Source organism: Streptomyces sp. NRRL B-1140, assembly GCF_001280065.1.
GTDB lineage: Bacteria > Actinomycetota > Actinomycetes > Streptomycetales > Streptomycetaceae > Streptomyces.
The window spans coordinates 25,593-52,560 of sequence record NZ_LGEA01000148.1 but is presented as its reverse complement, the minus strand read 5'-3'; the positions used below and the strand labels follow the sequence as shown (position 1 = coordinate 52,560).

Annotated in this window: 23 protein-coding genes and 1 pseudogene; 15 read left to right on the top strand and 9 right to left on the bottom strand. The window is 71.8% G+C overall.

The annotated features are described in order from the left end of the window. The first annotated feature begins 86 nt into the window (after nt 1–86). From ADK65_RS33525 to ADK65_RS37700, 3 genes and pseudogenes are all read left to right on the top strand, one after another. Nucleotides 87–2,051: a Xaa-Pro dipeptidyl-peptidase gene (locus ADK65_RS33525; protein WP_053674874.1), complete on the top strand. Its 1,965-nt coding sequence runs from the start codon at nt 87–89 to the stop codon at nt 2,049–2,051. After that, the gene (locus tag ADK65_RS33520) at nt 2,048–3,322 is read left to right on the top strand and encodes a M14 family metallopeptidase (protein ID WP_053674872.1); all 1,275 of its coding nucleotides are present in this window, start codon (nt 2,048–2,050) and stop codon (nt 3,320–3,322) included. Before ADK65_RS33525 ends, ADK65_RS33520 begins: the two co-directional genes overlap by 4 nt. 85 nt (nt 3,323–3,407) lie before the next feature. After that, a pseudogene (locus ADK65_RS37700) lies at nt 3,408–5,105 on the top strand (BCCT family transporter); the annotation flags it as partial. Between the two features lie 87 nt (nt 5,106–5,192). Here ADK65_RS37700 and ADK65_RS33505 read toward each other — a convergent pair. Then, the gene (locus ADK65_RS33505) at nt 5,193–6,143 is read right to left on the bottom strand and encodes an NAD(P)/FAD-dependent oxidoreductase (protein ID WP_053674865.1); all 951 of its coding nucleotides are present in this window, start codon (nt 6,141–6,143) and stop codon (nt 5,193–5,195) included. Between the two features lie 67 nt (nt 6,144–6,210). Here ADK65_RS33505 and ADK65_RS33500 point away from each other — a divergent pair, with 67 nt between their 5' ends. Then, nucleotides 6,211–7,233, top strand: coding sequence for a hypothetical protein (locus ADK65_RS33500; protein WP_053674863.1), 1,023 nt, complete (start codon nt 6,211–6,213; stop codon nt 7,231–7,233). A gap of 28 nt (nt 7,234–7,261) precedes the next feature. Continuing rightward, complete coding sequence (locus ADK65_RS33495) at nt 7,262–8,902, top strand: ABC-F family ATP-binding cassette domain-containing protein (RefSeq protein WP_053674861.1); 1,641 nt, start codon at nt 7,262–7,264, stop codon at nt 8,900–8,902. Here ADK65_RS33495 and ADK65_RS33490 read toward each other — a convergent pair. From ADK65_RS33490 to ADK65_RS33480, 4 genes are all read right to left on the bottom strand, one after another. Further along, nucleotides 8,899–9,447: a putative glycolipid-binding domain-containing protein gene (locus ADK65_RS33490; protein WP_053674859.1), complete on the bottom strand. Its 549-nt coding sequence runs from the start codon at nt 9,445–9,447 to the stop codon at nt 8,899–8,901. The genes ADK65_RS33495 and ADK65_RS33490 overlap by 4 nt on opposite strands. 113 nt (nt 9,448–9,560) lie before the next feature. Beyond that, nucleotides 9,561–11,960 carry a Tex family protein gene (locus tag ADK65_RS33485; protein WP_053674857.1) on the bottom strand — a complete coding sequence of 800 codons (2,400 nt, stop codon included), beginning with the start codon at nt 11,958–11,960 and terminating at the stop codon, nt 9,561–9,563. 99 nt (nt 11,961–12,059) lie between these two features. After that, nucleotides 12,060–12,185, bottom strand: coding sequence for an LPFR motif small protein (locus ADK65_RS39690; protein ID WP_267889763.1), 126 nt, complete (start codon nt 12,183–12,185; stop codon nt 12,060–12,062). A gap of 74 nt (nt 12,186–12,259) precedes the next feature. After that, nucleotides 12,260–13,129 (bottom strand): SCO6745 family protein, encoded by an 870-nt coding sequence (locus ADK65_RS33480; protein WP_053674855.1) that lies wholly within the window; start codon nt 13,127–13,129, stop codon nt 12,260–12,262. 113 nt (nt 13,130–13,242) lie between these two features. Here ADK65_RS33480 and ADK65_RS33475 point away from each other — a divergent pair, with 113 nt between their 5' ends. After that, the gene (locus tag ADK65_RS33475) at nt 13,243–14,202 is read left to right on the top strand and encodes a GlxA family transcriptional regulator (protein WP_053674853.1); all 960 of its coding nucleotides are present in this window, start codon (nt 13,243–13,245) and stop codon (nt 14,200–14,202) included. A gap of 49 nt (nt 14,203–14,251) precedes the next feature. Continuing rightward, on the top strand, nt 14,252–14,887 hold the full coding sequence (locus tag ADK65_RS33470) for a DJ-1/PfpI family protein (protein WP_053674851.1): 636 nt from the start codon (nt 14,252–14,254) through the stop codon (nt 14,885–14,887). Here the strand turns inward: ADK65_RS33470 and ADK65_RS33465 are convergent. Then, nucleotides 14,874–15,629: an enoyl-CoA hydratase/isomerase family protein gene (locus ADK65_RS33465; protein ID WP_053674848.1), complete on the bottom strand. Its 756-nt coding sequence runs from the start codon at nt 15,627–15,629 to the stop codon at nt 14,874–14,876. The genes ADK65_RS33470 and ADK65_RS33465 overlap by 14 nt on opposite strands. Before the next feature lie 218 nt (nt 15,630–15,847). On the opposite strand from ADK65_RS33465, the gene ADK65_RS33460 reads away from it, so the two are divergent. After that, nucleotides 15,848–16,354 carry an ATP-binding protein gene (locus ADK65_RS33460; protein ID WP_053674847.1) on the top strand — a complete coding sequence of 169 codons (507 nt, stop codon included), beginning with the start codon at nt 15,848–15,850 and terminating at the stop codon, nt 16,352–16,354. Nucleotides 16,355–16,375: 21 nt separating this feature from the next. Here the strand turns inward: ADK65_RS33460 and idi are convergent, their stop codons facing one another. The 3 genes from idi to galE all read right to left on the bottom strand — a co-directional run bounded on the left by idi (nt 16,376) and on the right by galE (nt 19,345). Then, the gene (gene idi / locus ADK65_RS33455) at nt 16,376–16,969 is read right to left on the bottom strand and encodes an isopentenyl-diphosphate Delta-isomerase (RefSeq protein ID WP_053674845.1); all 594 of its coding nucleotides are present in this window, start codon (nt 16,967–16,969) and stop codon (nt 16,376–16,378) included. Between the two features lie 319 nt (nt 16,970–17,288). Then, nucleotides 17,289–18,227, bottom strand: a complete 939-nt coding sequence (locus ADK65_RS33450) for a cation diffusion facilitator family transporter (RefSeq protein WP_053674843.1) — start codon at nt 18,225–18,227, stop codon at nt 17,289–17,291. 128 nt (nt 18,228–18,355) lie between these two features. Continuing rightward, nucleotides 18,356–19,345, bottom strand: coding sequence for a UDP-glucose 4-epimerase GalE (galE, locus tag ADK65_RS33445; protein WP_053674841.1), 990 nt, complete (start codon nt 19,343–19,345; stop codon nt 18,356–18,358). Nucleotides 19,346–19,621: 276 nt separating this feature from the next. On the opposite strand from galE, the gene ADK65_RS33440 reads away from it, so the two are divergent. The 7 genes from ADK65_RS33440 (at nt 19,622) to ADK65_RS33410 (ending at nt 26,688) form a co-directional block, all read left to right on the top strand. Next, nucleotides 19,622–21,436: a DUF5941 domain-containing protein gene (locus ADK65_RS33440; protein ID WP_053674839.1), complete on the top strand. Its 1,815-nt coding sequence runs from the start codon at nt 19,622–19,624 to the stop codon at nt 21,434–21,436. Further along, on the top strand, nt 21,433–22,185 hold the full coding sequence (locus ADK65_RS33435) for a sugar phosphate nucleotidyltransferase (RefSeq protein WP_053674837.1): 753 nt from the start codon (nt 21,433–21,435) through the stop codon (nt 22,183–22,185). The genes ADK65_RS33440 and ADK65_RS33435 overlap by 4 nt, the downstream gene beginning before the upstream one ends. Beyond that, nucleotides 22,173–23,234, top strand: a complete 1,062-nt coding sequence (locus tag ADK65_RS33430) for an iron-containing alcohol dehydrogenase family protein (protein WP_053674835.1) — start codon at nt 22,173–22,175, stop codon at nt 23,232–23,234. The genes ADK65_RS33435 and ADK65_RS33430 overlap by 13 nt, the downstream gene beginning before the upstream one ends. Then, nucleotides 23,212–23,991: a CDP-alcohol phosphatidyltransferase family protein gene (locus ADK65_RS33425; protein WP_078956276.1), complete on the top strand. Its 780-nt coding sequence runs from the start codon at nt 23,212–23,214 to the stop codon at nt 23,989–23,991. The genes ADK65_RS33430 and ADK65_RS33425 overlap by 23 nt, the downstream gene beginning before the upstream one ends. 5 nt (nt 23,992–23,996) lie before the next feature. Next, nucleotides 23,997–24,869, top strand: coding sequence for a glycosyltransferase family 2 protein (locus tag ADK65_RS33420; RefSeq protein WP_053674833.1), 873 nt, complete (start codon nt 23,997–23,999; stop codon nt 24,867–24,869). A gap of 105 nt (nt 24,870–24,974) precedes the next feature. Further along, nucleotides 24,975–25,904 carry an ABC transporter permease gene (locus tag ADK65_RS33415; RefSeq protein WP_053674831.1) on the top strand — a complete coding sequence of 310 codons (930 nt, stop codon included), beginning with the start codon at nt 24,975–24,977 and terminating at the stop codon, nt 25,902–25,904. Continuing rightward, nucleotides 25,897–26,688, top strand: coding sequence for an ABC transporter ATP-binding protein (locus ADK65_RS33410; RefSeq protein ID WP_053674829.1), 792 nt, complete (start codon nt 25,897–25,899; stop codon nt 26,686–26,688). The genes ADK65_RS33415 and ADK65_RS33410 overlap by 8 nt, the downstream gene beginning before the upstream one ends. Nucleotides 26,689–26,968 lie beyond the last annotated feature (280 nt).

The following is a 26,968-nucleotide window of genomic DNA, read 5'->3' as shown; positions in this document are numbered from 1 at the left end:
CACCCGCCCCGGACGTCCGTCCGGGACACGCCGGTCCGTCAGCTGCCCCCTTCTGAACGGGAGTTCACCGATGTACCGTCCGGCGCATGCCGAAACGCACGCGCTTCACGACCTGGAGACCGCTCGCGACGGCGGCCTCGGCCGCCCTCTTGGCCACCCTGCTCACCCCGGCGGCCGCACAGGCCGCGCCGGCCGCCCCGCGCGGAAGCGAACCCGTCTTCTCCTTCGGGAACGCCATCCGCGAGGCCGTCTGGGTGGACACCGGACTCGACGGCGACCGCGACGGGAAGACCGACCGGGTCGCCGTCGACATCGTCCGCCCCCGCGAAACCGCCCGGCAGGGCCGCAAGGTCCCCGTCGTCATGGACGCCAGTCCGTACTACTCCTGCTGCGGGCGCGGCAACGAGAGCCAGAAGAAGACGTACGACGCGCAGGGCCGTGTCGCCCGGATGCCGCTCTACTACGACAACTACTTCGTGCCGCGCGGCTACGCCTTCGTCGGTGTGGACCTGGCCGGAACCAATCGCTCCGACGGCTGTGTCGACGTCGGCGGCCGCTCCGACATCCAGTCCGCGAAGGCCGTCGTCGACTGGCTGAACGGCCGCGCCAAGGCCTACACCAGCCGCACCGGCAGCACCCGGGCCCGGGCCGGCTGGACCAACGGCCGCACCGGCATGATCGGCAAGAGCTGGGACGGCACCATCGCCAACGGCGTCGCCGCCACCGGCGTCAAGGGCCTGAAGACCATCGTCCCGATCAGCGCCATCTCCTCCTGGTACGACTACTACTTCCAGCAGGGCGCCCCGCTCTACGACTCCGGCCCCGAGTGGCTGTCGGACTACGTGGACAGCCCCGACGCCCGCGCCAAGTGCGCGGCCGTCCAGCAAAAGCTCGTCGACGGAGCCCCGCGCACCGGCGACCGGACCCCGCTGTGGGCCGAGCGCGACTACGTGAAGGCCGCGCGCAAGGTCAAGGCCAGCGTCTTCCTGGTGCACGGCATGCAGGACCTCAACGTCCGCATGAAGCACGTCGGCCAGTGGTGGGACGCCCTCGCGAAGAACGGCGTCGAGCGCAAGATCTGGCTCTCCCAAACCGGCCACGTCGACCCCTTCGACTTCCGCCGCGGCGCCTGGGTCGACACCCTGCACCGCTGGTTCGACCACGAACTCATGGGCTACGACAACGGCATCGACCGCGAACCCATGGCCGACATCGAACGTGCCCCCGACCGGTGGGAGACCTCCAGGACCTGGCCGCCGGCCGGCACCCGCGCCGCCACCCTGCGCCCCGACCGGGGCCCCCAGGCCGGCGTCGGCACCCTCGGCCTGCACCGTGGCCACGGCACCGAGACCTTCACCGACGACCCGCAGCGGGGCGAGACCGACTGGGCCGCCCGGCTCGACGAGCCGACACCGGAGAAGGCCGGTTTCAGCACCGGACCGCTCACCCGCGCCCTGCGCCTGGCCGGCTCCTCCCGGGTCACCGTCACCGCAACGCCCTCCACCCCGACGGCCCACCTCTCCGCCGTCCTCGTGGACGTCGGCCCCGCCACCATCCGCGACTACGCCGCCGCCGGCGAAGGCATCACCACCCTCACGGACCGCACCTGCTGGGGCGCGAGCACCGCGGGCGACAGCTCCTGCTTCAAGGAGACCAAGGCGAAGACCGCCGACGTCGGTTTCACCGTCGTCAGCCGCGGCTGGGCCGACCTCGGCAACCACGCCTCGGACGACAAGGGCTCCCCGCTCACCCCCGGCAAGCGGTACACGATCACCATCGACCTCGCGGCGACCGATCACGTCGTCCCGAAGGGCCACCGCCTCGCGCTGATCGTCGGGGGCACCGACCAGGGCCTCATCGACCCTCCCTCGGACCAGCCGGAACTCACGCTCGACCTGGCCCGCACCTCGGCACGCGTCCCGTTCACCGGCGGGGCCGCGGCCTTCGCGCGCGCCACCACGGGTACCGCGACCGCCACCCCGGACGCCACCCCCCTGGACGGCGTTCGGGAGCCGCGCACCACGCACCGCGTCCCGGAGGGAACCCGATGACCCGCGCCGGCGCCCTCGTCCTGACCACCGCGGCCCTCACGGCCTGCCTGGTCACCGCCCCGGCCCAGGCGGCCACCGGCTCCCCGCCGCGCACCGGTTTCGAGCAGTCGGACGGTGCCCGCTGGACAACGCAGCCCGAGGAGCAGGACTTCCTCCGGGCCGTCGACCGGTCGGGCAGCCGCGTCTCCGTGACCCGCTTCGGCACGACGAAGCAGGACCGCCCGCTCCAGCTGGTGCGGATCGGCAACCGTCCGAGCACCAACAAGGTCCTGCTGGTCTGCAGCCAGCACGGCGACGAGCCCTCCGGCCGCGAGGCCTGCCTGACCACCGTCCGCGACCTCGCGTACGCCGACGACAGCCGGACCCGCCGCTTCCTGGACCGCACCACGGTCCTGGTCGTGCCCACCGCCAACCCGGACGGCCGGGCGGCGGACACCCGCGGCAACAGCGACGGCGTCGACATCAACCGCGACCACCTCGCCCTGAAGACCGCCGAGGGCCGTGCCCTGGCCGCCCTCATCCGCGACCAGCGCCCCGACATCGTCTACGACCTGCACGAGTACGGCGCCACACCCCGGTTCTACGACAAGGACCTCTTCGACCTCTGGCCGCGCAACCTCAACACCCACGAGGCGGTCCACGACGAGGCCAGGACACTGTCCGAGGCGTACGTACGACCCGCCGCCCGGCGGGCCGGCCACTCGACGGGCACCTACGGCATCTGGACCGACCCCGGTACCGGCGAGCCGGTCAAACAGGTCGCCGGAGACGGGCAGGAGCGTATTCTGCGCAACATGTCCGGTGTGAAGCACTCCGTCGGGCTGCTCATCGAAAGCCGCGTCGACCCGCTCACCGAGGCGGAGAAGGCGGACGAGGCGCTGAACAACCGGCGCCGGGTCACCTCCCAACTGAACGCGCTGGGCGGCATGTTCGACTACACCGGTCAACGCCGCGCGCGCATCGAGGCGACGACGGCACGGGCCCGCCTCGCGGGCTACACCGACACCGGCCCCGTCTACGTGGGCGGCGCCGACAACGACCCGCCCGAACCAGCTGAAATCATCTCGAACCCACCCTGCGGCTACCGGCTCACCGCCGCCCAGTACGCCGAGGTCGGCGACGAACTCGCCCTGCACGGGGTGCGGGTGCGCAAGGACGGTGAGGGTGTGCTCGTCCCGCTGCGCCAGCCCCTGCGGGCACTCGTGCCGCTGCTGCTCGACGACCGGGCCGAGTACCACCTGACAGGAGGTTCATACGAAACCGCATGTTGAGAGGGGTGAAATTGCGCCACCCGTGGTAGCAGCGTTTACGGAGGGCCTACATCCTCCCCCGCTGTCCCGATGAAAGGTTCCGCCTGTGACGCAAGAACGACCAAGCGACAAGGACTCCCCGGAGGGAGCCGCGCTGCCGGGGTCGGAAGCGGGCCTGCCCGGCCAGGACCGGCCGCAGACCGACCGCATCGTCTTCGGCGTCACGGCGGCCCTCACCCTCGCCTTCGTGGTGTGGGGCGCGACGGCGACCGACTCGCTCGAGAACGTCTCCACCAGCATGCTCGGCGGGCTGATGCACAACGGCGGCTGGGCGTTCATGCTCGCCGCCTCCGGCTTCGTCGTCTTCGCCCTCTGGCTCGCGATCAGCCGCTACGGCCGTATCCACCTCGGCGCGGAGGGCGAGGAGCCCGAGTTCCGCACGGTGTCGTGGGTCGCGATGATGTTCAGCGCCGGCATGGGCATCGGCCTGATGTTCTACGGCGTGAGCGAGCCGCTGTCGCACTACGGCACGCCCCCGCCGGGCACGAACCCGGCCGACTCCGGCGACCGCATGGAGACGGCCATGGCCACCACGCTGTTCCACTGGACGCTCCACCCGTGGGCGATCTACGCCGTGGTGGGTCTCGCCATCGCCTACAGCACCTTCCGCAGGCGCCGCCGCCAGACCATCAGCGCGGTGTTCACCCCGCTCATCGGCAGGAAGAACGCCAACGGCGGCATCGGCCGGGCCATCGACGTCCTCGCGATCATCGCGACCGTCTTCGGCTCCGCCGCCTCCCTGGGCCTGGGCGCGCTCCAGATCGGCTCCGGTGTGCAGGAGCTGAAGTGGATGGACAAGGTGAGCACCGGACTGCTCGTCACGATCATCGCGGTGCTGACCCTGGCCTTCGTCGCGTCCGCGATCTCCGGTGTGGAGAAGGGCATCCAGTGGCTGTCCAACACCAACATGGTGCTGGCGCTGATCCTCGCCCTGTTCGTGTTCGTGGCGGGCCCGACCATCATCGTCCTGGACCTGCTGCCCACCTCCGTCTTCGCCTACCTCGGCGACCTGCCCCAGCTCGCCGGCCGGACCGAGGCGAGCGGCGGCAAGGGCGTCGCCGACTGGCTGGGCAGCTGGACGGTCTTCTACTGGGCGTGGTGGATCTCCTGGACGCCGTTCGTCGGCATGTTCATCGCCCGCATCAGCCGGGGCCGTACGATCCGCCAGTTCGTCGGCGGTGTCATCCTCGTGCCCAGCACGGTCAGCCTGATCTGGTTCGCGATCTTCGGCGGCTCGGCGATGAAGATGCAGGAGGAGGGGCAGCTCAGCAAGGAGGCCACCCCGGAGGGCCAGCTCTTCGGCGTGCTCCAGCAGTTCCCCCTCGCCACCGTCACGAGCCTGCTGGTGATGATCCTCGTCGGCATCTTCTTCGTCTCGGGCGCCGACGCGGCCTCCATCGTCATGGGCACCCTGTCGCAGAAGGGCGCGCTCGAACCCGGCCGCTTCGTGGTCGTGTTCTGGGGCGTGGTCACCGGCGCGGTGGCCGCGATCATGCTCCTGGTCGGCAGCGGCCAGGGCGACGCGCTGACCGGTCTGCAGAACCTCACGATCCTCGCGGCCGCGCCGTTCGTCATCGTGATGATCTTCATGTGCGTCGCCCTCATGCGCGACCTGCGCCGCGACCCGGTGATCGTGCGTGAGCAGATGGGCTCCGAGGCCGTCGAGATGGCCGTCATGGAGGGCCACAAGAAGTACGACGGCGAGTTCGAGTTCCGCGCGGCCCGGGGGCGGGCGGCCGGGGTTCCAAACCCCCGGGCCGCCCGCCGCCGTCCGAACGGCGTACGGGCCACCCAGCGGGATCCGAACACGCCGTACGAGGCGCCGCGCGTCTCAGTCGGTGACCAGTCGGGCCGCTTCCTCAGCGCACCCCCAGGCCACGGTGACGCCCGCGCCGCCGTGGCCGTAGTTGTGCACCAGCAGCCGCCCGTCCGGCAGGGTGTCACGCTCCAGCCGGACCGCCGGCCGCGTGGGCCTGAGGCCCACCCGGTGCCCCAGCACGCGGGCGCCGGCGATCTCCGGCCTCAGGGCCGCACAGCGGCGGACGATCGCCTCGGCCGTGGCGGGGTCGGGCTCCAGCGACCACGCGTCCTCCTCGGAGGTACCGCCGAGGACGAGCCCGCCCGGCTGCGGGAACAGGTACGCGTGCTCCCCGGTCGCGTCGGTGGAGACCAGCCAGGTGTCGATCCCGGGGTTCTCCACGACGACCAACTGCCCGCGCACCGGCCGCACGGAGGGGTCCGGCACGAGCTCCCGCGCGGCGAGCCCCGTGCAGTTGACCACGACGGGCGCGTCCGCCTCCGCGAGGGCCGACACCGTACGCGTCTCGACCACGCCGCCCGCGGCGACGAACCGCTCCCGCAGCCACGGAAGATGGGCGGGCATGTCGATCAGCGGCAGCCGTGCCCACAGGCCCGTCCCCGCGTACTCGTCGGGCGTGGCCGCCCGCAGCCCCGGCACCCGGCCGGCCAGCCACGCGTCGGCCTCGTCGAGGAAGACCTCGCCCTGCACTCCCTCGGCCATCCGTACGCCGGCCGGTTCGGCTCCTGCCGCCAACTCCCCGTACACCTCCAGCGACCGCAGTGCCCACACGCGCGCCGCCGCGACCGGCTCGATCCGGTACGGCCACCACAGCGCGCCCGCGACGGCGGAGGTGGTCGCCTCGACCGCGTCCCGCGTCCACACCCGCACCCGCCGGCCCCGCTCCGCGAGAACCACGGCGGTCGTCAGCCCGATGACCCCGCCGCCCACCACTACGATCTCGCCACTCGGTTCACGCGTCATGCCCCGGACCGTAGCGGAATCCGATATGCCGTGCTCACATCATGCGCGGTGTGGGGATACTCACCGTATGTGTGCCGAGTACGCGACCTTCGGCCTGGCACCCGCGATGCGGGCCGGGGGAGTACGCAACGACGGTGGTTACCAGGTCCACCGGGACTTCGTGGACTTCATCGTCGACGGACGCCCCCTGCTGTTCCGGCTCTCCGACCTCGACGCGGTCTCCCCGCTCGCCTCCGACGTCCCACCCGCGATCTTCACGGCGCAGGTCCGCAGCCTGCTGCTGGAAAGCCCGGCCCCGCTGCCCGGCGGCCGCTACGTCGTCTACGGCTGCCCCGAGTGCGAGGACCTGGCCTGCGGCGCCGTCACCGCGGTGATCCGCGGCGACGGCGGGGACTTCGTCTGGCGGGACTTCGCCTGGCAGACCGACGAACACGCCGACCTGGAGCTCAACGGCTACCACGGCATCGGCCCGTTCCGCTTCCGCGGCGCCGAGTACCGGGCGGCGCTGAGCGCCCTGCTGGACGGCTCCGCGCCCGACCCCCGGCGCCGCGTCCTGCTGATCGGTGCCCGCGTCGCCGTCCTCGCCAAGCTGGCCGCCGCCTTGCGCACCATCGGCGTCGGCGCCGACATCGCCCAGGACGCCGACGGCGTACCCGCGGACGAACTGCGCGGTTACGGCGCCGTCGTCCTCGGTCACGCGGCCGGGGAGCGGGAACGCGCCGCCGTCCGTCGTGCCTTCGAGTGCGCCGGGGTCCCGGTCGTCCACGTCGACGGCCTCGCCCCGATCGTGCCGCTCCTCGTCGCCCAGACCGAACACGCCCTGGACCGCAGCCCGGCCGGGCAGCGCCGCCTCACCGGCCTCACCGCGACCGACGGCTCCGCGGACGTCGAGGTCACCTCCGCCTGCCGGGTGACCCTGACCGCCTACCGCCTCGACCGGCTCTCCCGCACCCACACCCACGAGATCTTCGACGGAGTCCTCGAAGCGGGCCGCCACCGCCTCGCCCTCGACCCGAAGGCCGCCCGGGGCCGGTCGTTCGTAGTGGCGCGCACCGCCGGAAGCGTCCTGGTGGCGGCCGTGTGGCGGTGAGCGGGCGGCGACTAGGATCGGCGCCCTGATGACTGCCACCCTCGTCGCCAAGAACCTCGCCGCCGGCCACGGCGACCGCTCCCTGTTCACCGGGCTCGACCTGGTCGTCGCGCCCGGCGACGTGATCGGCCTGGTCGGCGCCAACGGCGCGGGCAAGTCCACCCTGCTCGGTATGCTCGCCGGCCTCACCACCCCCGAGCAGGGCGAACTGCGCCTGTCCCCGCCGACCGCCACCGTCGGCCACCTCCCGCAGGAACCGGACCGCCGGCCCGGCGAGACCGTACGGGCGTTCCTCGCCCGCCGCACCGGCGTCGCCGAGGCCCAGCGGACCATGGACGAGGCGACCCAGGCCCTGGTCGACGGGGCACCCGGCGCCGACGACGCCTACGCCGCCGGCCTGGAGCGCTGGCTCGGGCTGGGCGGCGCCGACCTCGACGAACGCGCCGAGGAGGTCGCCGGCAGCCTCGGTCTCGCGATCGGCCTGGACCAGCCGATGACGTCCCTGTCCGGCGGCCAGGCGGCCCGCGCCGGACTCGCCTCCCTGCTCCTGTCCCGCTACGACGTCTTCCTCCTGGACGAGCCGACCAACGACCTCGACCTGGACGGCCTGGAGCGCCTCGAACGCTTCGTGAGCGGCCTGCGCGCCGGCACGGTGGTCGTCAGCCACGACCGCGAGTTCCTCACCCGCACCGTCACCAAGGTCCTCGAACTCGACCTCGCCCAGCGGCAGATCAACCTCTTCGGCGGCGGCTACGAGTCCTACCTGGAGGAGCGTGAGGTGGCCCGCCGGCACGCCCGCGACGAGTTCGAGGAGTACGCCGACAAGAAGGCGGCCCTCCAGGACCGCGCGCAGACGCAGCGCTCCTGGATGGACAAGGGCGTGAAGAACGCGCGGCGCAAGGCGGGCAACGACAACGACAAGATCGGCCGCAAGTTCCGCAGCGAGGCCAGCGAGAAGCAGGCCGCCAAGGCCCGCCAGACCCAGCGCATGATCGAGCGCCTGGACGTGGTCGAGGAGCCCCGCAAGGAGTGGGAGCTGCGGATGGAGATCGCGTCGGCCCCGCGCTCGGGCGCCGTCGTCGCGACCCTGCGGGACGCCGAGGTGCGCCGGGACGGCTTCGTCCTCGGCCCCGTCTCCCTGCAGATCGACTGGGCGGACCGGGTGGCGGTGACGGGCGCGAACGGCGCCGGCAAGTCCACGCTGCTCGGCGCCCTCCTCGGCCGGGTCCCGCTCGACGCCGGGAACGCCGCACTCGGCTCGGGCGTCCTGCTCGGCGAGGTCGACCAGGCCCGCAAACTGTTCTACGGCGAGGAGTCGCTGCTCGACGCCTTCCGCACGGCCGTCCCGGACACCGAACCGGTCGAGATCCGCACCCTCCTGGCCAAGTTCGGCCTCAAGACCGATCACGTCCTGCGCCCCGCGGCGAGCCTCTCCCCGGGCGAGCGCACCCGGGCCGCGCTGGCGCTGCTCCAGGGCCGGGGCGTCAACCTGCTGGTCCTCGACGAGCCGACCAACCACCTCGACCTGCCGGCCATCGAGCAACTGGAGTCCGCCCTCGACGCCTACGAGGGCACCCTCCTGCTGGTCACCCACGACCGCCGCATGCTGGACGCCGTGCACGTCACCCGCCGCCTGGAGGTGGCCGGCGGCAAGGTGACCGAGCGCTAGCGGGCCGTCAGACGCCTGGCCAGATGCGGATAGTCGACGACGTATCCCTCGTCGTCGAACTCGAGATCGCTGCGGAAGTCACCGGAGGAGTACCGGGCCCGCCCGGGCCCGAGATGCGTGTACGTCTGCCGCGACGGCCGCACCGTCAGGTCCGGCACCGACACCCAGGCCATCAGGAACTCCCGCTCGCCGGGCACCTGATGAAGCCCGTGGCGGAGCACCGGCATGGTGTTGGTGAGCGGGCACAGCCCGAGATCGCAGTCGAGGGCCCCGTCGACGGCGGGCAGCGGCTCACCGTCCGCGGTCCACCGGCCGTGACCGTCGTGCCGCAGGCCGAGGGTGCGCACGTCGTCCGCGGTCTCGGCCGTCACCCGCAGCCGGCGGGTCACGAACCCGTCGGCCGTATCGAGTTCGTACGTGATCCAGTACGGCTCGGGAATGGTCCCGACGGCTCGCCCACGCGCCCGCAGTACGCCATTTGCGATCTGGACCCAGGCGGTCTCGAACCCCCTGCTCCCGGATACTTCCCAGGTGATGGCACGCATTCAGCAACCCTAGAACGGAAGGGGCGCGAAGCGCCTCTTTCCCAGGGGCGCGGGGAACTGCGCGACCAGCCACAACGGGCCCGCAGCTCCCCACGGTCTCCCGGAAGGAACAGTCAGCGCTTGCCGCCCTTGGGATCCGCCAGCCCCGCGCGGCGCAGCGCATCGGCCATCGCGCTGTTGGCAGGCGGCGGTGCCTGACGCGAACCGCCGCCACCGCCACGGCCGCCACCACGTCCGCCCTGCCGCTGCTGCGGCGGACGCCCGCCCCGCTGCCGGCGCTCACCCGAGCCGCCGCCCTGCTGTCCCTGCTGGGCCGCCTCGTCCTCCAGACGCAGCGTCAGCGAGATCCGCTTGCGCGGGATGTCGACGTCGAGCACCTTCACCTTGACGATGTCGCCGGGCTTCACCACGTCCCGCGGGTCCTTCACGAACGTCTTCGACATCGCGGAGACGTGCACCAGGCCGTCCTGGTGCACACCGACGTCGACGAACGCCCCGAACGCGGCGACGTTCGTGACGACGCCTTCCAGGATCATCCCGGACGACAGGTCGGAGATCTTCTCCACGCCCTCCTTGAAGGCGGCCGTCTTGAAGGCCGGGCGCGGGTCGCGGCCCGGCTTCTCCAGCTCCTTCAGGATGTCCGTGACGGTGGGCAGACCGAACGTGTCGTCCACGAAGTCCTGCGGCCGCAGCGAGCGCAGCACCCCGGTGTTGCCGACCAGCGAGGCGACCTCCTGCCCGGCGGTCTTCACCATGCGCCGGACCACCGGGTACGCCTCCGGGTGCACGCTCGACGCGTCCAGCGGGTCGTCGCCGCCGCGGATCCGCAGGAAGCCCGCGCACTGCTCGTACGCCTTCGGGCCGAGCCGCGCCACCTTCTTCAGCTCGCCGCGGGCCTTGAAGGGCCCGTTCTGGTCCCGGTGCGCCACGATGTTCTCGGCGAGCCCGGAGGTGATGCCGGAGACCCGGGCGAGCAGCGGGGCCGACGCCGTGTTGACGTCCACGCCCACGCCGTTCACACAGTCCTCCACCACCGCGTCCAGCGAACGCGACAGCTTCACCTCGGACAGGTCGTGCTGGTACTGGCCGACGCCGATCGACTTCGGGTCGATCTTCACCAGTTCGGCCAGCGGGTCCTGGAGCCTGCGGGCGATCGACACGGCGCCGCGCAGCGACACGTCCATGTCGGGCAGCTCCTGCGAGGCGAAGGCGGACGCCGAGTACACGGACGCGCCGGCCTCGGACACCATCACCTTCGTCAGGTTCAGCTCCGGGTGCTTGGCGATCAGCTCCCCGGCGAGTTTGTCGGTCTCGCGGGACGCCGTGCCGTTGCCGATGGCGACCAGCTCGACCGCGTGCTCCCTGGCGAGGCGGGCCAGCTTGGCGATGGCCTCGTCCCACCGGTTGGCCGGGACGTGGGGGTGGATGACGTCCGTGGCGACGACCTTGCCGGTCGCATCGACCACGGCGACCTTCACACCGGTACGGAAACCGGGGTCGAGGCCGAGCGTCGCGCGGGTGCCCGCCGGGGCGGCGAGCAGCAGGTCGCGCAGGTTGGCGGCGAAGACCCGCACCGCCTCGTCCTCGGCGGCCGTACGCAGCCGCAGCCGCAGGTCGATGCCGAGGTGGACCAGGATGCGGGTGCGCCACGCCCAGCGGACCGTGTCCTTCAGCCACTTGTCCCCGGGGCGGCCCCGGTCGGCGATCCCGAACTTCTGGGCGACGATCCCCTCGTACGAGGAGGGGCCGTCCGTCTGCTCCTCGGGCTCCAGGACGAGGTCGAGGACCTCCTCCTTCTCGCCGCGCAGCATCGCGAGGATGCGGTGCGAGGGCAGCTCGGTGAACGGCTCGGCGAAGTCGAAGTAGTCGGCGAACTTCGCGCCCGCCTCCTCCTTGCCGTCGCGCACCTTGGCGGCGAGCCGCCCGCGCACCCACATGCGCTCGCGCAGCTCGCCGATCAGGTCGGCGTCCTCCGAGAACCGCTCGGTGAGGATCGCGCGGGCGCCGTCGAGGGCTGCCTGCGGGTCGGCGACGCCCTTGTCGGCGTCGACGAACGCGGCGGCCGCGGCGAGGGGATCCACGGTGGGATCGCCTAGCAGCCCCTCCGCCAGCGGCCCCAGCCCGGCCTCGCGGGCGATCTGCGCCTTGGTGCGCCGCTTGGGCTTGTACGGGAGGTAGATGTCCTCCAGGCGCGCCTTCGTCTCGGCGCCCCGGATGCTCGCCTCCAGCTCCTCGGTGAGCTTGCCCTGCTCGCGCACCGACTCCAGGATCGCCGTCCGCCGCTCCTCGAGCTCCCGCAGATAGCGCAGTCGCTCCTCGACGGTGCGCAGCTGCGCGTCGTCGAGCATCTCCGTCGCTTCCTTGCGGTAGCGGGCGATGAAGGGCACCGTGGAACCGCCGTCGAGCAGTTCCACGGCGGCCCTGACCTGCCGCTCCCGTACGCCGAGCTCCTCGGCGATCCTGCCTTCGATGGACACTGTGTTGATGGACCCGTTGGACCCGGGTGTCGTCACGATCCCGTACCGCCTTCTCCGCTGAGGTTGCGCGGCAATTGTGGCAGGTGGCACCGGCACATGGGGATCAGGGCGGCACCCGGCAGGTCGGATTGCGGATCAGGCCCTGCGGGTGGAGGACGAGGCTCCGCCGAACAGCCGGGCCAGGGCCCGGAAGGGCAGGGTCACGACGGTGGCGATGGCGCCGCCGATCTGGCGCAGCACGTCTGCGATAGCACGGAACACGAAATTCCCCTTTCTCCACTCCCGACCTCGTCGGCCGGTGGAGTGCGGGTACCTCGAAGACGCGTCACTATGCGTCACCCTTTGCCGATCAGATCCGCGGGGTACGCCCCCGCCCCGAGTGCCGCCTGCGCGAAGACCCCGCCCAGCTCGGTCAGCCGGGCCACTCCGTCCGGGCCGAGATGCTCGTACGGGGCGCGGTCCAGACGGTCCGTCTCCTCCTCGATCTCCCGGCGCAGGGCCACGCCCCGCTCGGTGAGGTCGCCCGAGGCCTCCAGCAGCCCGCGCGCCCGCAGCCGGTCCGTCGCCGCTTCCCATTCGTCCCGGCTCCAGCCCCGGGTGGCGCACACCCACTTCGGAGCCATGCCCTTGCCCGTCGCCGTGTGGGTCACCATCGCCTCCAGGCCGTCGAGGCCCGCGGACATCAGCGCGGCCAGGTGCCCGTCGCCGCGGTGCTCGCGCAGCAGGGTCGCCGCGTGCCAGTAGGCGAGGTGCGGTTCCTCGGGGACGGGCAGGTCGGCGTGTGCCGAGTACAGCGGCCGCGCCGCGCGCGAGCAGGCCTCGGCGGCGCGCAGCGCCAGCCGGGCGGCCTCGGCCATCTCCGCCGATGCCAGGGCCTCCTCACCGATCAGGCGGCGCAGTGTCGCGTCGACGGCACGCGTGCGTGCGGCCAGGACCTGCCCCGGGGTGGCGGTCTCCCACACCGCCGGCACGTACCGGGCCACGAGCTCGTGCTTGTAGTTGTAGAAGGCGGCCGTCACCACCCCGGCCCCGACCGGTCCGAAGGCGGCGGCCCGCACGGCGAAGTTCACGGCACGCGGGTCGGTGACCCCGACGGCGCCCAGCTCGCGCCCGAGGTCGGGTGAGAAGTAGTGCGTCGCGTGCAGGGAGTTGAGCACGGTGTGGCAGCGTCGGCCGGCGCGCGGCTCCAGAGCGGCAGTCGTCATGCCCGGCAGGTTACCAACCGCTTGGTATGTGCTCCACGGGTGGGCGCCGCATGGCAGGAAAGGTGGGGTACTCGTCCTTGCCGCCACGCGGCGCCCCGCGAAGAATCGACGGCATGGCCCCCCGCACGGTTCTCGCCGTCCTCTTCGACGGCCTGCAGAGTCTGGACGTCACCGGCCCCTTGGAGGTCTTCGCGGGCGCGGACCTGCTCGCCCCCGGTGCGTACCGGATCCGCACGGCCTCACTCGACGGGGCACCCGTGCGGACCACCAGCGGTCTGACCCTCGTCCCCGACGAGCCGCTGGCCCGCGCGCCCGACCCCGACATCCTCCTGGTGCCCGGGGGCACGGGCAGCCTGCGGCCGGACCCGCGCCTGGTCGGCTGGGTGCGCGAGCGCGGACCGCGCGCCGGGCGCCTGGTCTCGGTGTGCACCGGTGCCGCCGTGCTCGCCGAGGCGGGCCTGCTGGACGGCCGCCGCGCCACGACCCACTGGGCGTACTGCGACCGGCTCGCCCGCGCCCACCCGGCCGTCGAGATCGACCCCGACCCCGTCTACGTACGCGACGGGCACATCGCCACCTCGGCGGGCGTGACCGCCGGCATCGATCTCGCCCTCGCCCTGGTCGAGGAGGACCTGGGCCGGGACGCCGCCCTGACCATCGCCCGCCACCTGGTGGTGTTCCTGCGCCGCCCCGGCAACCAGGCCCAGTTCAGCGCCCAGCTCGCAGCCCAGACAGCACAGCGCGAGCCCCTCCGGGACGTTCAGCGCTGGATCACCGACCACCCGGCCGCGGACCTCTGCGTCGACACCCTCGCCGCCCGCGCCCGCCTCTCGCCCCGCCACTTCGCCCGCGCCTTCCGCGCCGAGACCGGCATGACACCGGGCCGCTACGTGGACCGCGTCCGCCTGGAACACGCCCGGCGCCTGCTGGAGGACACCGGCGACGGCATCGAGGAGATCGCCCGCACCAGCGGCTACGGCACGCCCGAGGCCATGCGCCGCGCCTTCGTCAGGACGCTCGGAACGCCCCCTGCCGAATACCGCCGCCGCTTCCGCCCCGCGACCACGCCCTGAACGCCCCGGACACCCCGAACGCACCACATCCGCCGACGGAAGGAACTCCGTGCAGATCGCCATCGTCCTCTACGACCGCTTCACCGCCCTCGACGCCGTCGGCCCCTATGAGACCCTCGGCCGGCTCCCGGACGCGGAGACCGTCTTCGTCGCCGAGGAGGCCGGCCCCGTACGGAACGACTCGGGGAACCTCGCGATCACCGCCGACCGCGCCCTGGCCGACGTCCCCCGCCCCGACATCATCGTCGTCCCCGGCGGCCCGGGCCCGCTGCCGCTGGCGGCGGACGGCCCCCTGCTCACCTGGCTGCGCACCGCCGACGCCACCAGCACCTGGACGACATCCGTGTGCACGGGCTCCCTGCTGCTCGCCGCCGCCGGACTCCTGCGGGGCCGGCGCGCCACGTCCCACTGGCTGGCGCTGGAGGAACTGAAGCGCCACGGCGCCGAACCCACGGGAGAACGGGTCGTCACCGACGGCAAGTACGTCACCGCGGCCGGCGTCTCCTCCGGCATCGACATGGGACTGACCCTGCTCGGCCGGATCGCGGGCGACGACCACGCACAGCTCGTCCAGCTCGCCGCCGAGTACGACCCGCAGCCGCCCTACGACGCCGGTTCACCCGGGAAGGCCCCCGCGCACCTCGTCGAACTGTTCCGCACGCACTCCGGCGTCATCCTGACGTAGGCACGCTCCAGCCGAACCGCGGCTGCCGGCGCTCCAGGAAGGCGGCGACACCCTCCGCGGTGTCGCCGCTCGCGCGCGCCTGCCCGGCCCAGTGGTCGTCCCGGTCCGTACGCCCGTCCGCGAACTCCTTGGCCGCCGCCTGTGTCAGCTGCGAACGGGACGCGAGGACCCGGGTGAACTCCGCGACCCGCTTGCCGAGTTCGCCCTCGGGCAGCACCTCGTCCACCAGCCCGGTGCGCAGCGCTCGCCGCGCGTCGATCAGCTCCCCGGAGAACAGCAGGTACTTGGCGGTGGCCGGCCCCACCAGGGACACCAGTCGCCGGGTCGAGGAGGCCGGATACACGATGCCGAGCTTCGCGGGCGTCACACCGAACAGCGCCCCCTCCTCGGCGAACCGCAGATCGCAGGCCGCCGCCAGCTGCGAGCCGCCGCCCACGCAATGGCCCCGGACCGCCGCCAGCGTCGGCTTCGGAAACGCGGCCAGCGCCTCCTCGGCCCGCACGGCCAGCCCCTGCGCCTCCTCGGGCGAACCCCGCAGCGTGGAGATGTCGGCCCCGGCGCAGAACGTGCCGCCCTCACCGGTCAGCACCAGCGCCCGCACGGCGGGATCGCCCGCGAGCTCCTCCAGCAGCGGAGGGAGGGAGCGCCACATCGCGGCCGTCATGGCGTTGCGCTTCTCGGGATGACGTATGACGACCGTCGCGACCGAGTCGGTCACGCGGTGCTGCAGCTGCGGCTCCATGCGCCGGATGCTATCCGGATGCCAAACCCGTACAACCCGAATAGTTCACCGAGACGGCACAACAGGGACAGGACCAGTCCCACAACTGACCGTGTCATACGCCAACGGTCAGAAGCGCTCGATACGTGCTGACTTCTGTTCAGTTCCGGGGCGCGAGGCGCATCGTTCCCAACACTCGGTGTGTGGCGACAATCGAGCGCGAGGGTGGCGACCGGACTATGGACGACGACGGGCGTGGGTTCGGTCCACGCCCAGAGGGCGGCGCGGCGCCCCTCGGCCCGGGGCCCGCGGATCCGCTGCCCTACGAAGGGGTCTGGAGGTTCACCGCACCGGCGGTCGACGCCTCGGTCCCCCAGGCACGGCACGCCGTGCGGGACCTGCTGCTGCGTCAGGCGGTGCCGGTCGCCGACGATGTGGCGCAAGGGCTGCTGCTGATCGTCTCCGAGCTGGTCACGAACGCCGTGAAACACGCGGCCGTGCTGTCCCCGACGATCGCCGTCGAGCTGGCCGTCGGTGCCGAGTGGCTCCGGGTGTCGGTCGAGGACAACCATCCGTACCGGCCGACCGCGCTCGAGGCCGACCACGGCCGCACCGGGGGGCGCGGACTGCTCCTGGTGCGCGAGGTGACCCGGGAGGCGGGCGGTGTGTGCGAGGTCGAGCACACCGCGAGCGGCGGCAAGGTGATCTGGGCCGCCCTGCCGCTCCAGCCCGCGCGTTTCGTCTGAGGTCCCGTCACCGGGACCCGGTCACCAGCCGGCCGACGGGCCCGTCAGTTCCCTGATCGCCGGCCGGGCCGCGTCCAGGACGGTCATGAACCAGGACGAGAAGGTGTCCTTGGCGTGCCGCTCCGCCAGCTCCGGCGGGGTCACGAACACCGTCGACGCCACCTCCTCCGCGTCCGGCCGCACCACGGCCTGCACCATGCCTACGAAGAGGTGGTTGTACTCCTGCTCCACGAGGCCGGACTCCGGGTCCGGGTGGTTGTAGCGGACCGTGCCCGCCTCCGCCAGCAGGGACGGGGACGCGCCGAGCTCCTCGAAGGTACGCCGTGCCGCCGCCGCGAAGGGCGCCTCGCCGGGGTAGGGGTGGCCGCAGCACGTGTTGGACCACACACCGGGGGAGTGGTACTTGCCCAGCGCGCGCTGCTGGAGCAACAGCCGGCCGTACTCGTCGAAGAGGAACACCGAGAACGCGCGGTGCAGCTGTCCGGGCGGCTGGTGGGCGGCGAGCTTCTCCGCGGTGCCGATCGTCACGCCGTCCTCGTCGACCAGTTCCAGCAAAATCGCGTCTGCGGTGCCGTTCGACGGGTTGTGCGTCGCGGTGGCAGGTGTGATCGGCATACCCATCCTTCACATCGGTCTTCGCGCCCCAAGTCTGCCGTACGAATCCGGCACTCCCGGCACTTCGCGGCACGCCCGCATGTCCCGCGCGGCGGCGCGGACCGCGGCCGGCACCGGTCGGACGCCGGGAAAAGGGACCCGGTAGATGATCGTGCCCGGCCGGGCAGGCGGAAATTCGCCCCTCCCCGGGTTGTGGGGCTCAAGGCGCGGGTGTCAGGCGGAGGGTTGCGTCCGTCGGCGCGCACGTCGCAGAGTGCGCCCCACCTGCTCCCGCCTGCCCACCGCCGCGCCCGCGTCGTACAACTCCGGAGCGGCCGGGTCAGTGGCAGAGCCGTGCCTCGTGTTCCGCGTGCCCGCTCGGTTCCAGCTGGAAGGTGCAGTGCTCCACGTCGAAGTGGTCGCCGAGGCAGCCCTGGAGCTCGTGGAGCATCTTCTCGTGGCCCATGGCGTTCAGAATCTCCGAACTGACGACGACGTGCGCCGACAGCACCGGCATACCGGAGGTGATCGTCCAGGCGTGCAGATCGTGCACGTCCTCCACACCGTCCGTGGCGAGAATGTGCGACCGCACCTCCGCCATGTCGACACCCTTGGGAGCGGCCTCGAGCAGCACCGAGAGCGTCTCGCTCAGCAGTTTCCACGTCCGGGGCGCGATCATCAGCGCGATGACGAGCGAGGCGACCGGGTCCGCGGCCTGCCAGCCCGTGAGCATGATCACCACGGACGAGACGATCACCGTGACCGAACCGAGCGCGTCGGCCGCCACCTCCAGGAAAGCGCCGCGCACGTTCAGGCTCTCCTTCTGCCCGCGCATCAGCAGCGACAGCGACACCAGGTTCGCCACCAAGCCGATCGCGCCGAACAGCAGAGCCAGCCGGCCCTCGGTCTCCGCCGGGTCGATGAAGCGCTGGACCGACTCGTACACGACGTACCCGCCGGCCCCGAGCAGCAGCAGACAGTTGGCCAGGGCGGCGAGGATCTCGGCCCGGGCGTAGCCGAAGGTGGCCCGCTCACTGGGCGGCCGGTTCGCGAAGTGGATCGCGAGCAGCGCCATGCCCAGGCCCAGGGCGTCCGTCGCCATGTGCGCGGAGTCCGCGACGAGCGCCAGTGAGTCGGCCAGCGCACCCCCGACGATCTGCACGACCACGATGCCGAGCGTGATCGCCAGCGCGACACGCAGCCTGCCGCGGTACGCCGAGGTCGCCGTACCGCCGGCCCCCGCGCCGTGCGCGTGCCCGTGATCGTGCCCAGCCCCCATGAGAAGTCAGCCTCCCTGTGTCCGCCTGCTCGTGCTCGGGGCCCCAGTGAACTACGGGGAGGGGGTATGTGCAACGCGGCACTGAACACCGTTGTCATGTGCCCTGACCTGCGGAAACGACACGCAGGTCAGGGCGCCGCGGGGGGCCTGGAGCCGTGGTGGAGCTGCCAGCCCCGCCAGGCCGACTCGGTCATCTCGCGCACCCCGCGCCGGGCGCTCCAGCCGAGCTCGGCGGCCGCCCGGGCGGCCGAGGCCACCGCACGGGGGGCGTCCCCGGGGCGGCGCTCCTCGACGAGCGGAGGCCGGCGGTCGCCGGTGACCTCACCGATGATCGTGACGAGTTCACGGACGGACACACCCTCGCCGCGGCCGATGTTGACCGTCAGATCACCCTTGCCGCCGTCCCCGGCCAGCCGGCGGGCCGCCGCGAGATGGGCCTCGGCCAGGTCGGCGACGTGAATGTAGTCACGGACGCAGGTGCCGTCCGGGGTCGGGTAGTCGTCGCCGAAGATCCGGGGCGCCTCGTCGCGCGTCAGCCGGTCGAAGACCATCGGGACGATGTTGAAGACGCCCGTGTCGGCCAGCTCCGGCGCGGCGGCGCCCGCCACGTTGAAATAGCGCAGACATACGGTGGAGATCCCGTGCGCCTCTCCCGCAGCCCGCACCAGCCACTCCCCGGCCAGCTTGGTCTCGCCGTACGGGTTCACCGGCGCGCAAGGAGTGTCCTCCGTGATGAGGTCCACACCCGGATCGCCGTACACGGCGGCCGACGAGGAGAACACGAAACGCTGGATCCCGGCTCCCGCGACAGCCTCCAGCAGGGTCGCCAGGCCGCCCACGTTCTCCCGGTAGTAGCGCGTGGGCTGCGCGACGGACTCGGCGACCTGCTTGCGCGCCGCGAGATGCACCACACCCGTGACGCCGTGCTCGGCGAAGACCCGCTTCAGCAGCGACCCGTCCAGCGAGGAGCCCCGCACGAGCGGAACCTCGGCAGGCAGGCGCGCGGGCACCCCGGCCGACAGATCGTCCAGGGCGAGAACGCGTTCCCCGGCCTCGGTCATGGCCCTGGCCACATGTGCTCCGATATAGCCGGCACCGCCGGTGATCAGCCACGTCATGGTCGCCCACCCTATGCGGCCACGGCCACCGCCTGCCCCATGTCCCCGATGTCCGCTTAACAGCCACGGTTTGTGAGGCGGGCCCCGGATCCACGATGATGATCGCGGCAAAGGCTCGTGCGAACCGCGTCGATCCATCCGCCGAACGGGCGGTGAACGTGGCCCTCCCGGCATCCGATAGCCTCTGCCGACACGCCGCCCGGCAGCCACCGGAGAAGGCGCCCCATCATGTACGTCACCGGCGTCGACGCGCCGGTACCCAGGGAGTGAATTCGGTTGTCGACCGCCATCCTCACCGGCCAGCCGGTCCCCGGATCGTCGATCGAGGCCGACCTGCGGTCCCTCGGGTTCGACCTCCGGACCGCGAGCGACGCCGCCGAGGCCGAGACCCTCCTCGCCGAGGTGCCGGGCGACGAGCGGGTCGCCCTGGTCGACGCCCGCTTCGTGGGCCACGTGCACGCGCTGCGCCTCGGCCTCACCGACCCCCGCTTCCCGCTCGCCGCGATCCCCGGCGCCGTCACCGCCCAGCCCGCCGGGCGCCAGGCGCTGACCCGGGCGATGGCCCGCGAGAACTCCGCCGGCGGCGGCACCACCCTCGTCGACAGCCTCGCCGACCGCATCCTCACCGCCCTGGACGCCGACGGCACCGCCGTGCACCGCCCCGAGCTGGGCAGCCTGGTCGCCGCCGTCCCCACCGACCCGCAGGCGCGCAACGAGGCACGGCAGGCGGTGACCGACGTCGACGACGAGGCCGTACGCCTGAAGTCGGCCGTGAAGGCCCGCGACGGCTTCTTCACCACCTACTGCATCAGCCCGTACTCCCGCTACATCGCCCGCTGGTGCGCCCGCCGCGGCCTGACCCCCAACCAGGTCACCACCGCCTCGCTGATCACCGCCCTCATAGCGGCGGCCTGCGCGGCCACCGGCACCCGCGGCGGCTTCGTCGCGGCCGGCGTCCTGCTGATCGCGTCCTTCGTGCTGGACTGCACCGACGGCCAGCTCGCCCGCTACTCGCTGCAGTACTCCACGCTCGGCGCCTGGCTGGACGCCACCTTCGACCGGGCCAAGGAGTACGCCTACTACGCGGGCCTCGCCCTCGGAGCCGCACGGGGCGGCGACGACGTATGGGCCCTCGCCCTCGGCGCCATGGTCCTGCAGACCTGCCGGCACGTCGTGGACTTCTCCTTCAACGAGGCCAACCACGACGCCACCGCCAACACGAGCCCCACCGCCGCCCTCTCCGACAAGCTCGACAGCGTCGGCTGGACGGTCTGGGTCCGCCGCATGATCGTCCTGCCCATCGGCGAGCGCTGGGCGATGATCGCGGTCCTGACGGCGCTCACCACGCCCCGCATCACCTTCTACGCGCTGCTCGCCGGCTGCGCCTTCGCCGCGACGTACACCACGGCCGGGCGCGTGCTGCGCTCCCTGACCCGCAAGGCCAGGCGGACCGACCGGGCGGCCGCCGCCCTGGCCGACCTCGCCGACAGCGGCCCTCTCGCCCAGGGCTTCGCCGAGGCGCTCAAGAAGCCCGCCCGCGGGCTGCCTGGCTTCACCGCCCCCGTCGTCGCCCTGCTCGGCGGCCTCGCCGTCGTCCTCACCGCGGCGCTGACGGACTTCGGCGGTCCCTGGCCGGTCGTCGCGGCCCTCGCCTACGCCCTCACCTCGGGCCTCGCCGTCGCCCGCCCCCTCAAGGGCGCCCTCGACTGGCTGGTCCCCCCGTTCCTGCGCGCCGCCGAGTACGGCACGGTCCTGGTCCTGGCGGCCAAGGCGGACGTGAACGGGGCCCTCCCCGCGGTCTTCGGGCTGGTGGCCGCGGTCGCCTACCATCACTACGACACCGTCTACCGCATCCGCGGCGACGCCGGAGCGCCCCCGGCCTGGCTGGTGCGCTCCATCGGAGGGCACGAAGGGCGGACGCTGCTCGTCACCGTCCTCGCCGCGCTGCTCACCGCCTCGCAGTTCAAGGTCGCGCTCACGGCACTGGCCGTGGCGGTGGCCCTCGTGGTGCTCGTCGAGAGCATCCGCTTCTGGGTCGGCGCCCACCAGGGCGGCGCACCCGCCGTACACGATGAAGGAGAAACCGCATGATCGGCCTCGTGCTCGCGGCCGGCGCCGGACGGCGTCTGCGCCCCTACACCGACACCCTGCCCAAGGCACTGGTGCCGGTGGGCCCCGCGGGCATAGAAGGCGAACCCACGGTCCTCGACCTGACCCTCGGCAACTTCGCCGAGATCGGTCTCACCGAGGTCGCGATCATCGTCGGCTACCGCAAGGAGGCCGTGTACGCGCGCAAGGAAGCCCTTGAGCAGAAGTACGGCCTCAAGCTCACCCTGATCGACAACGACAAGGCCGAGGAGTGGAACAACGCCTACTCCCTGTGGTGCGGGCGTGACGCCCTCAAGGACGGGGTGATCCTCGCCAACGGCGACACCGTCCACCCGGTCTCCGTCGAGAAGACGCTGCTGGCCGCCCGCGGCGACGGCAAGAAGATCATCCTCGCCCTCGACACGGTCAAGGACCTCGCGGACGAGGAGATGAAGGTCGTCGTCGACCCCGAGAAGGGCATGACGAAGATCACCAAGCTGATGGACCCCGCCGAGGCCACCGGCGAGTACATCGGCGTCACCCTCATCGAGGGCGACGCCGCCCCCGAGCTGGCCGACGCGCTCAAGGCCGTGTGGGAGACCGACCCGCAGCAGTTCTACGAGCACGGTTACCAGGAGCTCGTGAACCGCGGCTTCCGCATCGACGTGGCGCCGATCGGCGACGTCAAGTGGGTGGAGATCGACAACCACGACGACCTCGCCCGCGGACGGGAGATCGCGTGCCAGTACTGACCCGGCTCATCCCCTCACCGCTCGTCGTCGACATCCGCCCGGGTGCCCTCGAGGACCTGGCGTGCGTCCTCGCCGACGAGCGCATCTCGCACTCGGGCCGCCTCGCCGTCGCCGTCAGCGGCGGCTCCGGCGCCAGGCTGCGCGAGCGCATCTCGCCGAGCATGCCCGGCGCCACCTGGTACGAGGTCGGCGGCGGCACCCTCGACGACGCGGTCCGGCTGGCGAGCGACATAAAGGCCGGCCACTTCGACGCGGTCGTCGGCCTCGGCGGCGGCAAGATCATCGACTGCGCCAAGTTCGCCTCGGCACGCGTCGGCCTGCCCCTGGTCGCCGTGCCGACGAACCTCGCGCACGACGGCCTGTGCTCGCCGGTCGCCACCCTCGACAACGACGCGGGCCGCGGCTCCTACGGTGTGCCCAACCCGATCGCGGTCGTCATCGACCTGGACGTCATCCGCGAGGCCCCGGTGCGTTTCGTGCGCGCGGGCATCGGTGACGCGATCTCCAACATCAACTCGATCGCCGACTGGGAACTGGCCAACCGCGTCAAGGGCGAGAAGATCGACGGACTCGCCGCCGCCATGGCCCGTCAGGCGGGCGAGGCGGTGCTCCGGCACCCGGGCGGGGTCGGCGACAACGACTTCCTGCAGGTACTCGCCGAGGCGCTCGTCCTCACCGGCGTCGCCATGTCGATCTCGGGTGACTCGCGGCCGGCCTCGGGGTCGTGCCACGAGATCAACCACGCCTTCGACCTGCTCTACCCGAAGCGGGCCGCCGCCCACGGCGAGCAGTGCGGTCTCGGCGCGGCCTTCGCCATGTGGCTGCGCGGGGCGCGGGAGGAGTCGGCGTACATGGCCGAGGTCCTGCGCCGGCACGGCCTGCCCGTACTGCCGGACGAGATCGGCTTCACGACGGACGAGTTCGTCAAGGCCGTCGAGTTCGCCCCGGAGACCCGGCCCGGCCGCTACACCATCCTCGAACACCTCGACCTGAACACCGAACAGATCAAGGACATCTACGCCGACTATGTCAAGGCCATCGGTAGCTGAACTACGCCCCGTCGTTCACCCCGCAGGGGTGAAGGACCGGCGCAGCGGTGAGCACTGGATGGGACGCCTCTACATGCGTGAGGTGTCCCTGCGGGTCGACCGCTACCTGGTGAACACCAGGGTCACACCCAACCAGCTCACGTACCTGATGACCGTCTTCGGTGTGCTCGCGGCCCCGGCACTGCTCGTGCCGGGGATCGCGGGCGCCGTGCTCGGTGTGGTGTGCGTCCAGATGTACCTGCTGCTGGACTGCGTCGACGGCGAGATCGCGCGCTGGAAGAAGCAGTACTCGCTCAACGGTGTCTACCTGGACCGCGTCGGTGCCTACCTGACCGACGCCGCCGTGCTCACCGGCTTCGGTCTGCGCGCCGCCGACCTGTGGGGCAGCGGCCGCATCGACTGGCTGTGGGCCTTCCTCGGCACCCTGGCCGCCCTCGGCGCCATCCTGATCAAGGCCGAGACCGACCTCGTCGGCGTCGCCCGCCACCAGGCCGGCAAGCCGCCGGTCCAGGAGGCCGCCGCGGAGATGCGCTCCTCCGGCATGGCGCTGGCCCGCAGGGCCGCCGCCGCCTTCAAGTTCCACCGGCTGATCCTCGGCATCGAGGCGTCCCTGCTGATCCTGGTCCTCGCGATCGTGGACCAGATGCGCGGCGACCTGTTCTTCACCCGGCTCGGCGTCGCCGTGCTGGCCGGCATTGCCCTGCTGCAGACGCTGCTGCACCTCGTGTCCATCCTCGCCTCGAGCAGGCTGAAGTGAGCGGCATGAAGGTCGGTGCCGTCATCATCACGATGGGCAACCGGCCCGAGGAGCTGCGCGCCCTGCTCGACTCCGTCGCCAAGCAGGACGGCGACCCGGTCGAGGTGGTCGTCGTCGGCAACGGCTCACCGGTCCCGGACGTCCCCGAGGGCGTCCGCACCATCGAGCTGCCCGAGAACCTCGGCATCCCCGGCGGCCGCAACGTCGGCATCGAGGCCTTCGGCCCCTCCGGCCGGGACGTCGACATCCTGCTCTTCCTCGACGACGACGGACTGCTCGCGAGCCACGACACCGCCGAGCTGTGCCGCACGGCGTTCGAGGCCGACCCGAAGCTCGGCATCGTGAGCTTTCGCATAGCCGACCCGGAGACCGGCGTCACCCAGCGCCGCCACGTGCCCCGGCTGCGTGCCTCCGACCCCATGCGCTCCTCGCGCGTGACCACCTTCCTCGGCGGTGCCAACGCCGTGCGCACCCGCGTCTTCGCCGACGTCGGCGGGCTCCCGGACGAGTTCTTCTACGCCCACGAGGAGACCGACCTGGCCTGGCGGGCCCTCGACGCGGGCTGGATGATCGACTACCGGTCCGACATGGTGCTCTACCACCCGACGACCGCCCCTTCCAGGCACGCGGTCTACCACCGCATGGTCGCCCGCAACCGCGTCTGGCTGGCCCGCCGCAACCTCCCCGCGCCCCTCGTGCCGGTCTACCTCGGCGTGTGGCTGCTGCTCACTCTGCTGCGCCGCCCCTCCCGCAGCGCGCTGCGGGCCTGGTTCGGCGGATTCCGCGAAGGCTGGACCGCCTCGTGCGGTCCCCGCCGGCCCATGAAGTGGCGTACGGTGTGGCGGCTGACCCGGCTGGGCCGGCCCCCCGTCATCTGACAAGCTCGTATCCGGGAACGCCCGGGAGCCCCCGGGCCGTACCCTGGCCCCGGCGCGTGCCGGACCGGCACAGGCCGAGCATCTCGAAGACGAAAGTTTCCACTAGTGAGTGAGACAACGCACGACGCCACGGTCGCGGTGACCCCGCCCGCGGCGCCCGACGAGGGCCTCACGGCGAGGGAACTCGCCGCCAAGCACGGGCTGACCGTGAGTGGCGCCCGTCCGTCCCTCATCGAGTACGTCCGTCAGCTCTGGGACCGGCGGCACTTCATCCTCGCCTTCTCCCGGGCGAAGCTGACCGCCCAGTACAGCCAGGCCAAGCTCGGCCAGCTGTGGCAGGTGGCCACGCCGCTGCTGAACGCTGCCGTGTACTTCTTCATCTTCGGCCTGCTCCTGGAGGCCGACCGGGGGTTGCCCCGCGAGGTGTACATCCCGTTCCTCGTCACGGGCGTGTTCGTGTTCACCTTCACGCAGAGCTCGGTCATGGCGGGGGTGCGTGCGATCTCCGGCAACCTCGGCCTGGTCCGCGCCCTGCACTTCCCGCGCGCCTCGCTGCCGATCTCCTTCGCGCTGCAGCAGCTCCAGCAGCTGCTGTTCTCGATGATCGTGCTGTTCGCCGTCACGATCGGCTTCGGCCACTACCCGGACCTGTCCTGGCTGCTGATCGTGCCCGTGCTCGTGCTGCAGTTCTGCTTCAACACCGGCCTCGCTCTGATCATGGCCCGGGCGGGCGCAAAGACCCCCGACCTCGCGCAGCTGATGCCGTTCGTGATGCGGACGTGGATGTACGCGTCGGGCGTGATGTTCTCCATCCCGATCTTCCTGGCGGACAAGCCGCAGTGGATCGCGAACATCCTCCAGTGGAATCCCGCCGCGATCTACATGGACCTGATGCGCTTCGCGCTCATCGACGAGTACGACTCGAAGTACATGCCCGACCACGTCTGGGCGGCCGCGGGCGCCTGGGCCGTGCTGTTCGCCATCGGCGGCTTCGTGTACTTCTGGAAGGCGGAGGAGAGGTACGGCCGTGGCTGAGCAGAAGACCGACCAGCAGCAGGACGCGCGTATCCCCACCGTCGTCGCGGACGACCTGCACATCGTCTACCGCGTCAACGGCGCCAAGACTGGCAAGGGCAGCGCCACCGCCGCCCTCAGCCGCATCGTCAAGCGTGGTGAGGAGCGGGGCGTGCGCAAGGTGCACGCCGTGCGGGGCGTCTCCTTCGTGGCGTACCGCGGCGAGGCGATCGGCCTGATCGGCTCCAACGGCTCCGGCAAGTCGACCCTGCTGCGCGCCATCGCCGGTCTGCTCCCCGCCGAGCAGGGCAAGGTCTACACCGACGGACAGCCCTCGCTGCTGGGCGTCAACGCGGCCCTGATGAACGACCTGACCGGCGAACGCAACGTCATATTGGGCGGCCTCGCCATGGGAATGTCCCGCGAGGAGATCAAGGAGCGCTATCAGGACATCGTCGACTTCTCCGGCATCAACGAGAAGGGCGACTTCATCACCCTGCCCATGCGCACCTACTCCTCCGGCATGGCGGCCAGGCTCCGCTTCTCCATCGCGGCGGCCAAGGACCACGACGTCCTCATGATCGACGAGGCCCTGGCGACCGGCGACCGCAAGTTCCAGAAGCGCTCCGAGGACCGCATCAGGGAGCTGCGCAAGGAAGCCGGCACGGTGTTTCTGGTCAGCCACAACAACAAGTCCATCCGCGACACCTGCAACCGCGTCCTGTGGCTGGAGCGCGGTGAGCTGCGCATGGACGGCCCCACCGACGAGGTGCTCAAGGAGTACGAGAAGTTCACGGGCAAGTAGCGCGCGCTTTCGGACAGGGCCCCGACGGAACTGCTCCGGCGGGGCCCGGCGTCTGCAAAGGAAACGTCAACTCCGGCCCATCTCAGGAATCTTGGGGCCAATCGGTGTGTTCTCGTGATGTGCGGGACACCCTGACGAACCGTGTCGCGTTGTACAACGTAAGCTGTACCGGTCCCGAAACACGGCAATCAGGGCGATAATGCGCGACACCGCCCGTCGGGCCACCGTGCGGACGGCGAGGCGGCGTGTCCGAAATAGTGCGTATTGGGTCGGCAGTGTA

Bases quoted from the DNA above. Each gene is read 5' to 3' on its own strand.
- ADK65_RS33525 (WP_053674874.1), top strand. From the start codon at position 87: ATGCCGAAACGCACGCGCTTCACGACCTGGAGACCGCTCGCGACGGCG.
- ADK65_RS33520 (WP_053674872.1), top strand. From the start codon at position 2,048: ATGACCCGCGCCGGCGCCCTCGTCCTGACCACCGCGGCCCTCACGGCC.
- ADK65_RS33505 (WP_053674865.1), bottom strand. From the start codon at position 6,143: ATGACGCGTGAACCGAGTGGCGAGATCGTAGTGGTGGGCGGCGGGGTC.
- ADK65_RS33500 (WP_053674863.1), top strand. From the start codon at position 6,211: ATGTGTGCCGAGTACGCGACCTTCGGCCTGGCACCCGCGATGCGGGCC.
- ADK65_RS33495 (WP_053674861.1), top strand. From the start codon at position 7,262: ATGACTGCCACCCTCGTCGCCAAGAACCTCGCCGCCGGCCACGGCGAC.
- ADK65_RS33490 (WP_053674859.1), bottom strand. From the start codon at position 9,447: ATGCGTGCCATCACCTGGGAAGTATCCGGGAGCAGGGGGTTCGAGACC.
- ADK65_RS33480 (WP_053674855.1), bottom strand. From the start codon at position 13,129: ATGACGACTGCCGCTCTGGAGCCGCGCGCCGGCCGACGCTGCCACACC.
- ADK65_RS33475 (WP_053674853.1), top strand. From the start codon at position 13,243: ATGGCCCCCCGCACGGTTCTCGCCGTCCTCTTCGACGGCCTGCAGAGT.
- ADK65_RS33465 (WP_053674848.1), bottom strand. From the start codon at position 15,629: ATGGAGCCGCAGCTGCAGCACCGCGTGACCGACTCGGTCGCGACGGTC.
- ADK65_RS33460 (WP_053674847.1), top strand. From the start codon at position 15,848: ATGGACGACGACGGGCGTGGGTTCGGTCCACGCCCAGAGGGCGGCGCG.
- idi (WP_053674845.1), bottom strand. From the start codon at position 16,969: ATGCCGATCACACCTGCCACCGCGACGCACAACCCGTCGAACGGCACC.
- ADK65_RS33450 (WP_053674843.1), bottom strand. From the start codon at position 18,227: ATGGGGGCTGGGCACGATCACGGGCACGCGCACGGCGCGGGGGCCGGC.
- galE (WP_053674841.1), bottom strand. From the start codon at position 19,345: ATGACGTGGCTGATCACCGGCGGTGCCGGCTATATCGGAGCACATGTG.
- ADK65_RS33435 (WP_053674837.1), top strand. From the start codon at position 21,433: ATGATCGGCCTCGTGCTCGCGGCCGGCGCCGGACGGCGTCTGCGCCCC.
- ADK65_RS33425 (WP_078956276.1), top strand. From the start codon at position 23,212: ATGTCAAGGCCATCGGTAGCTGAACTACGCCCCGTCGTTCACCCCGCA.
- ADK65_RS33420 (WP_053674833.1), top strand. From the start codon at position 23,997: ATGAAGGTCGGTGCCGTCATCATCACGATGGGCAACCGGCCCGAGGAG.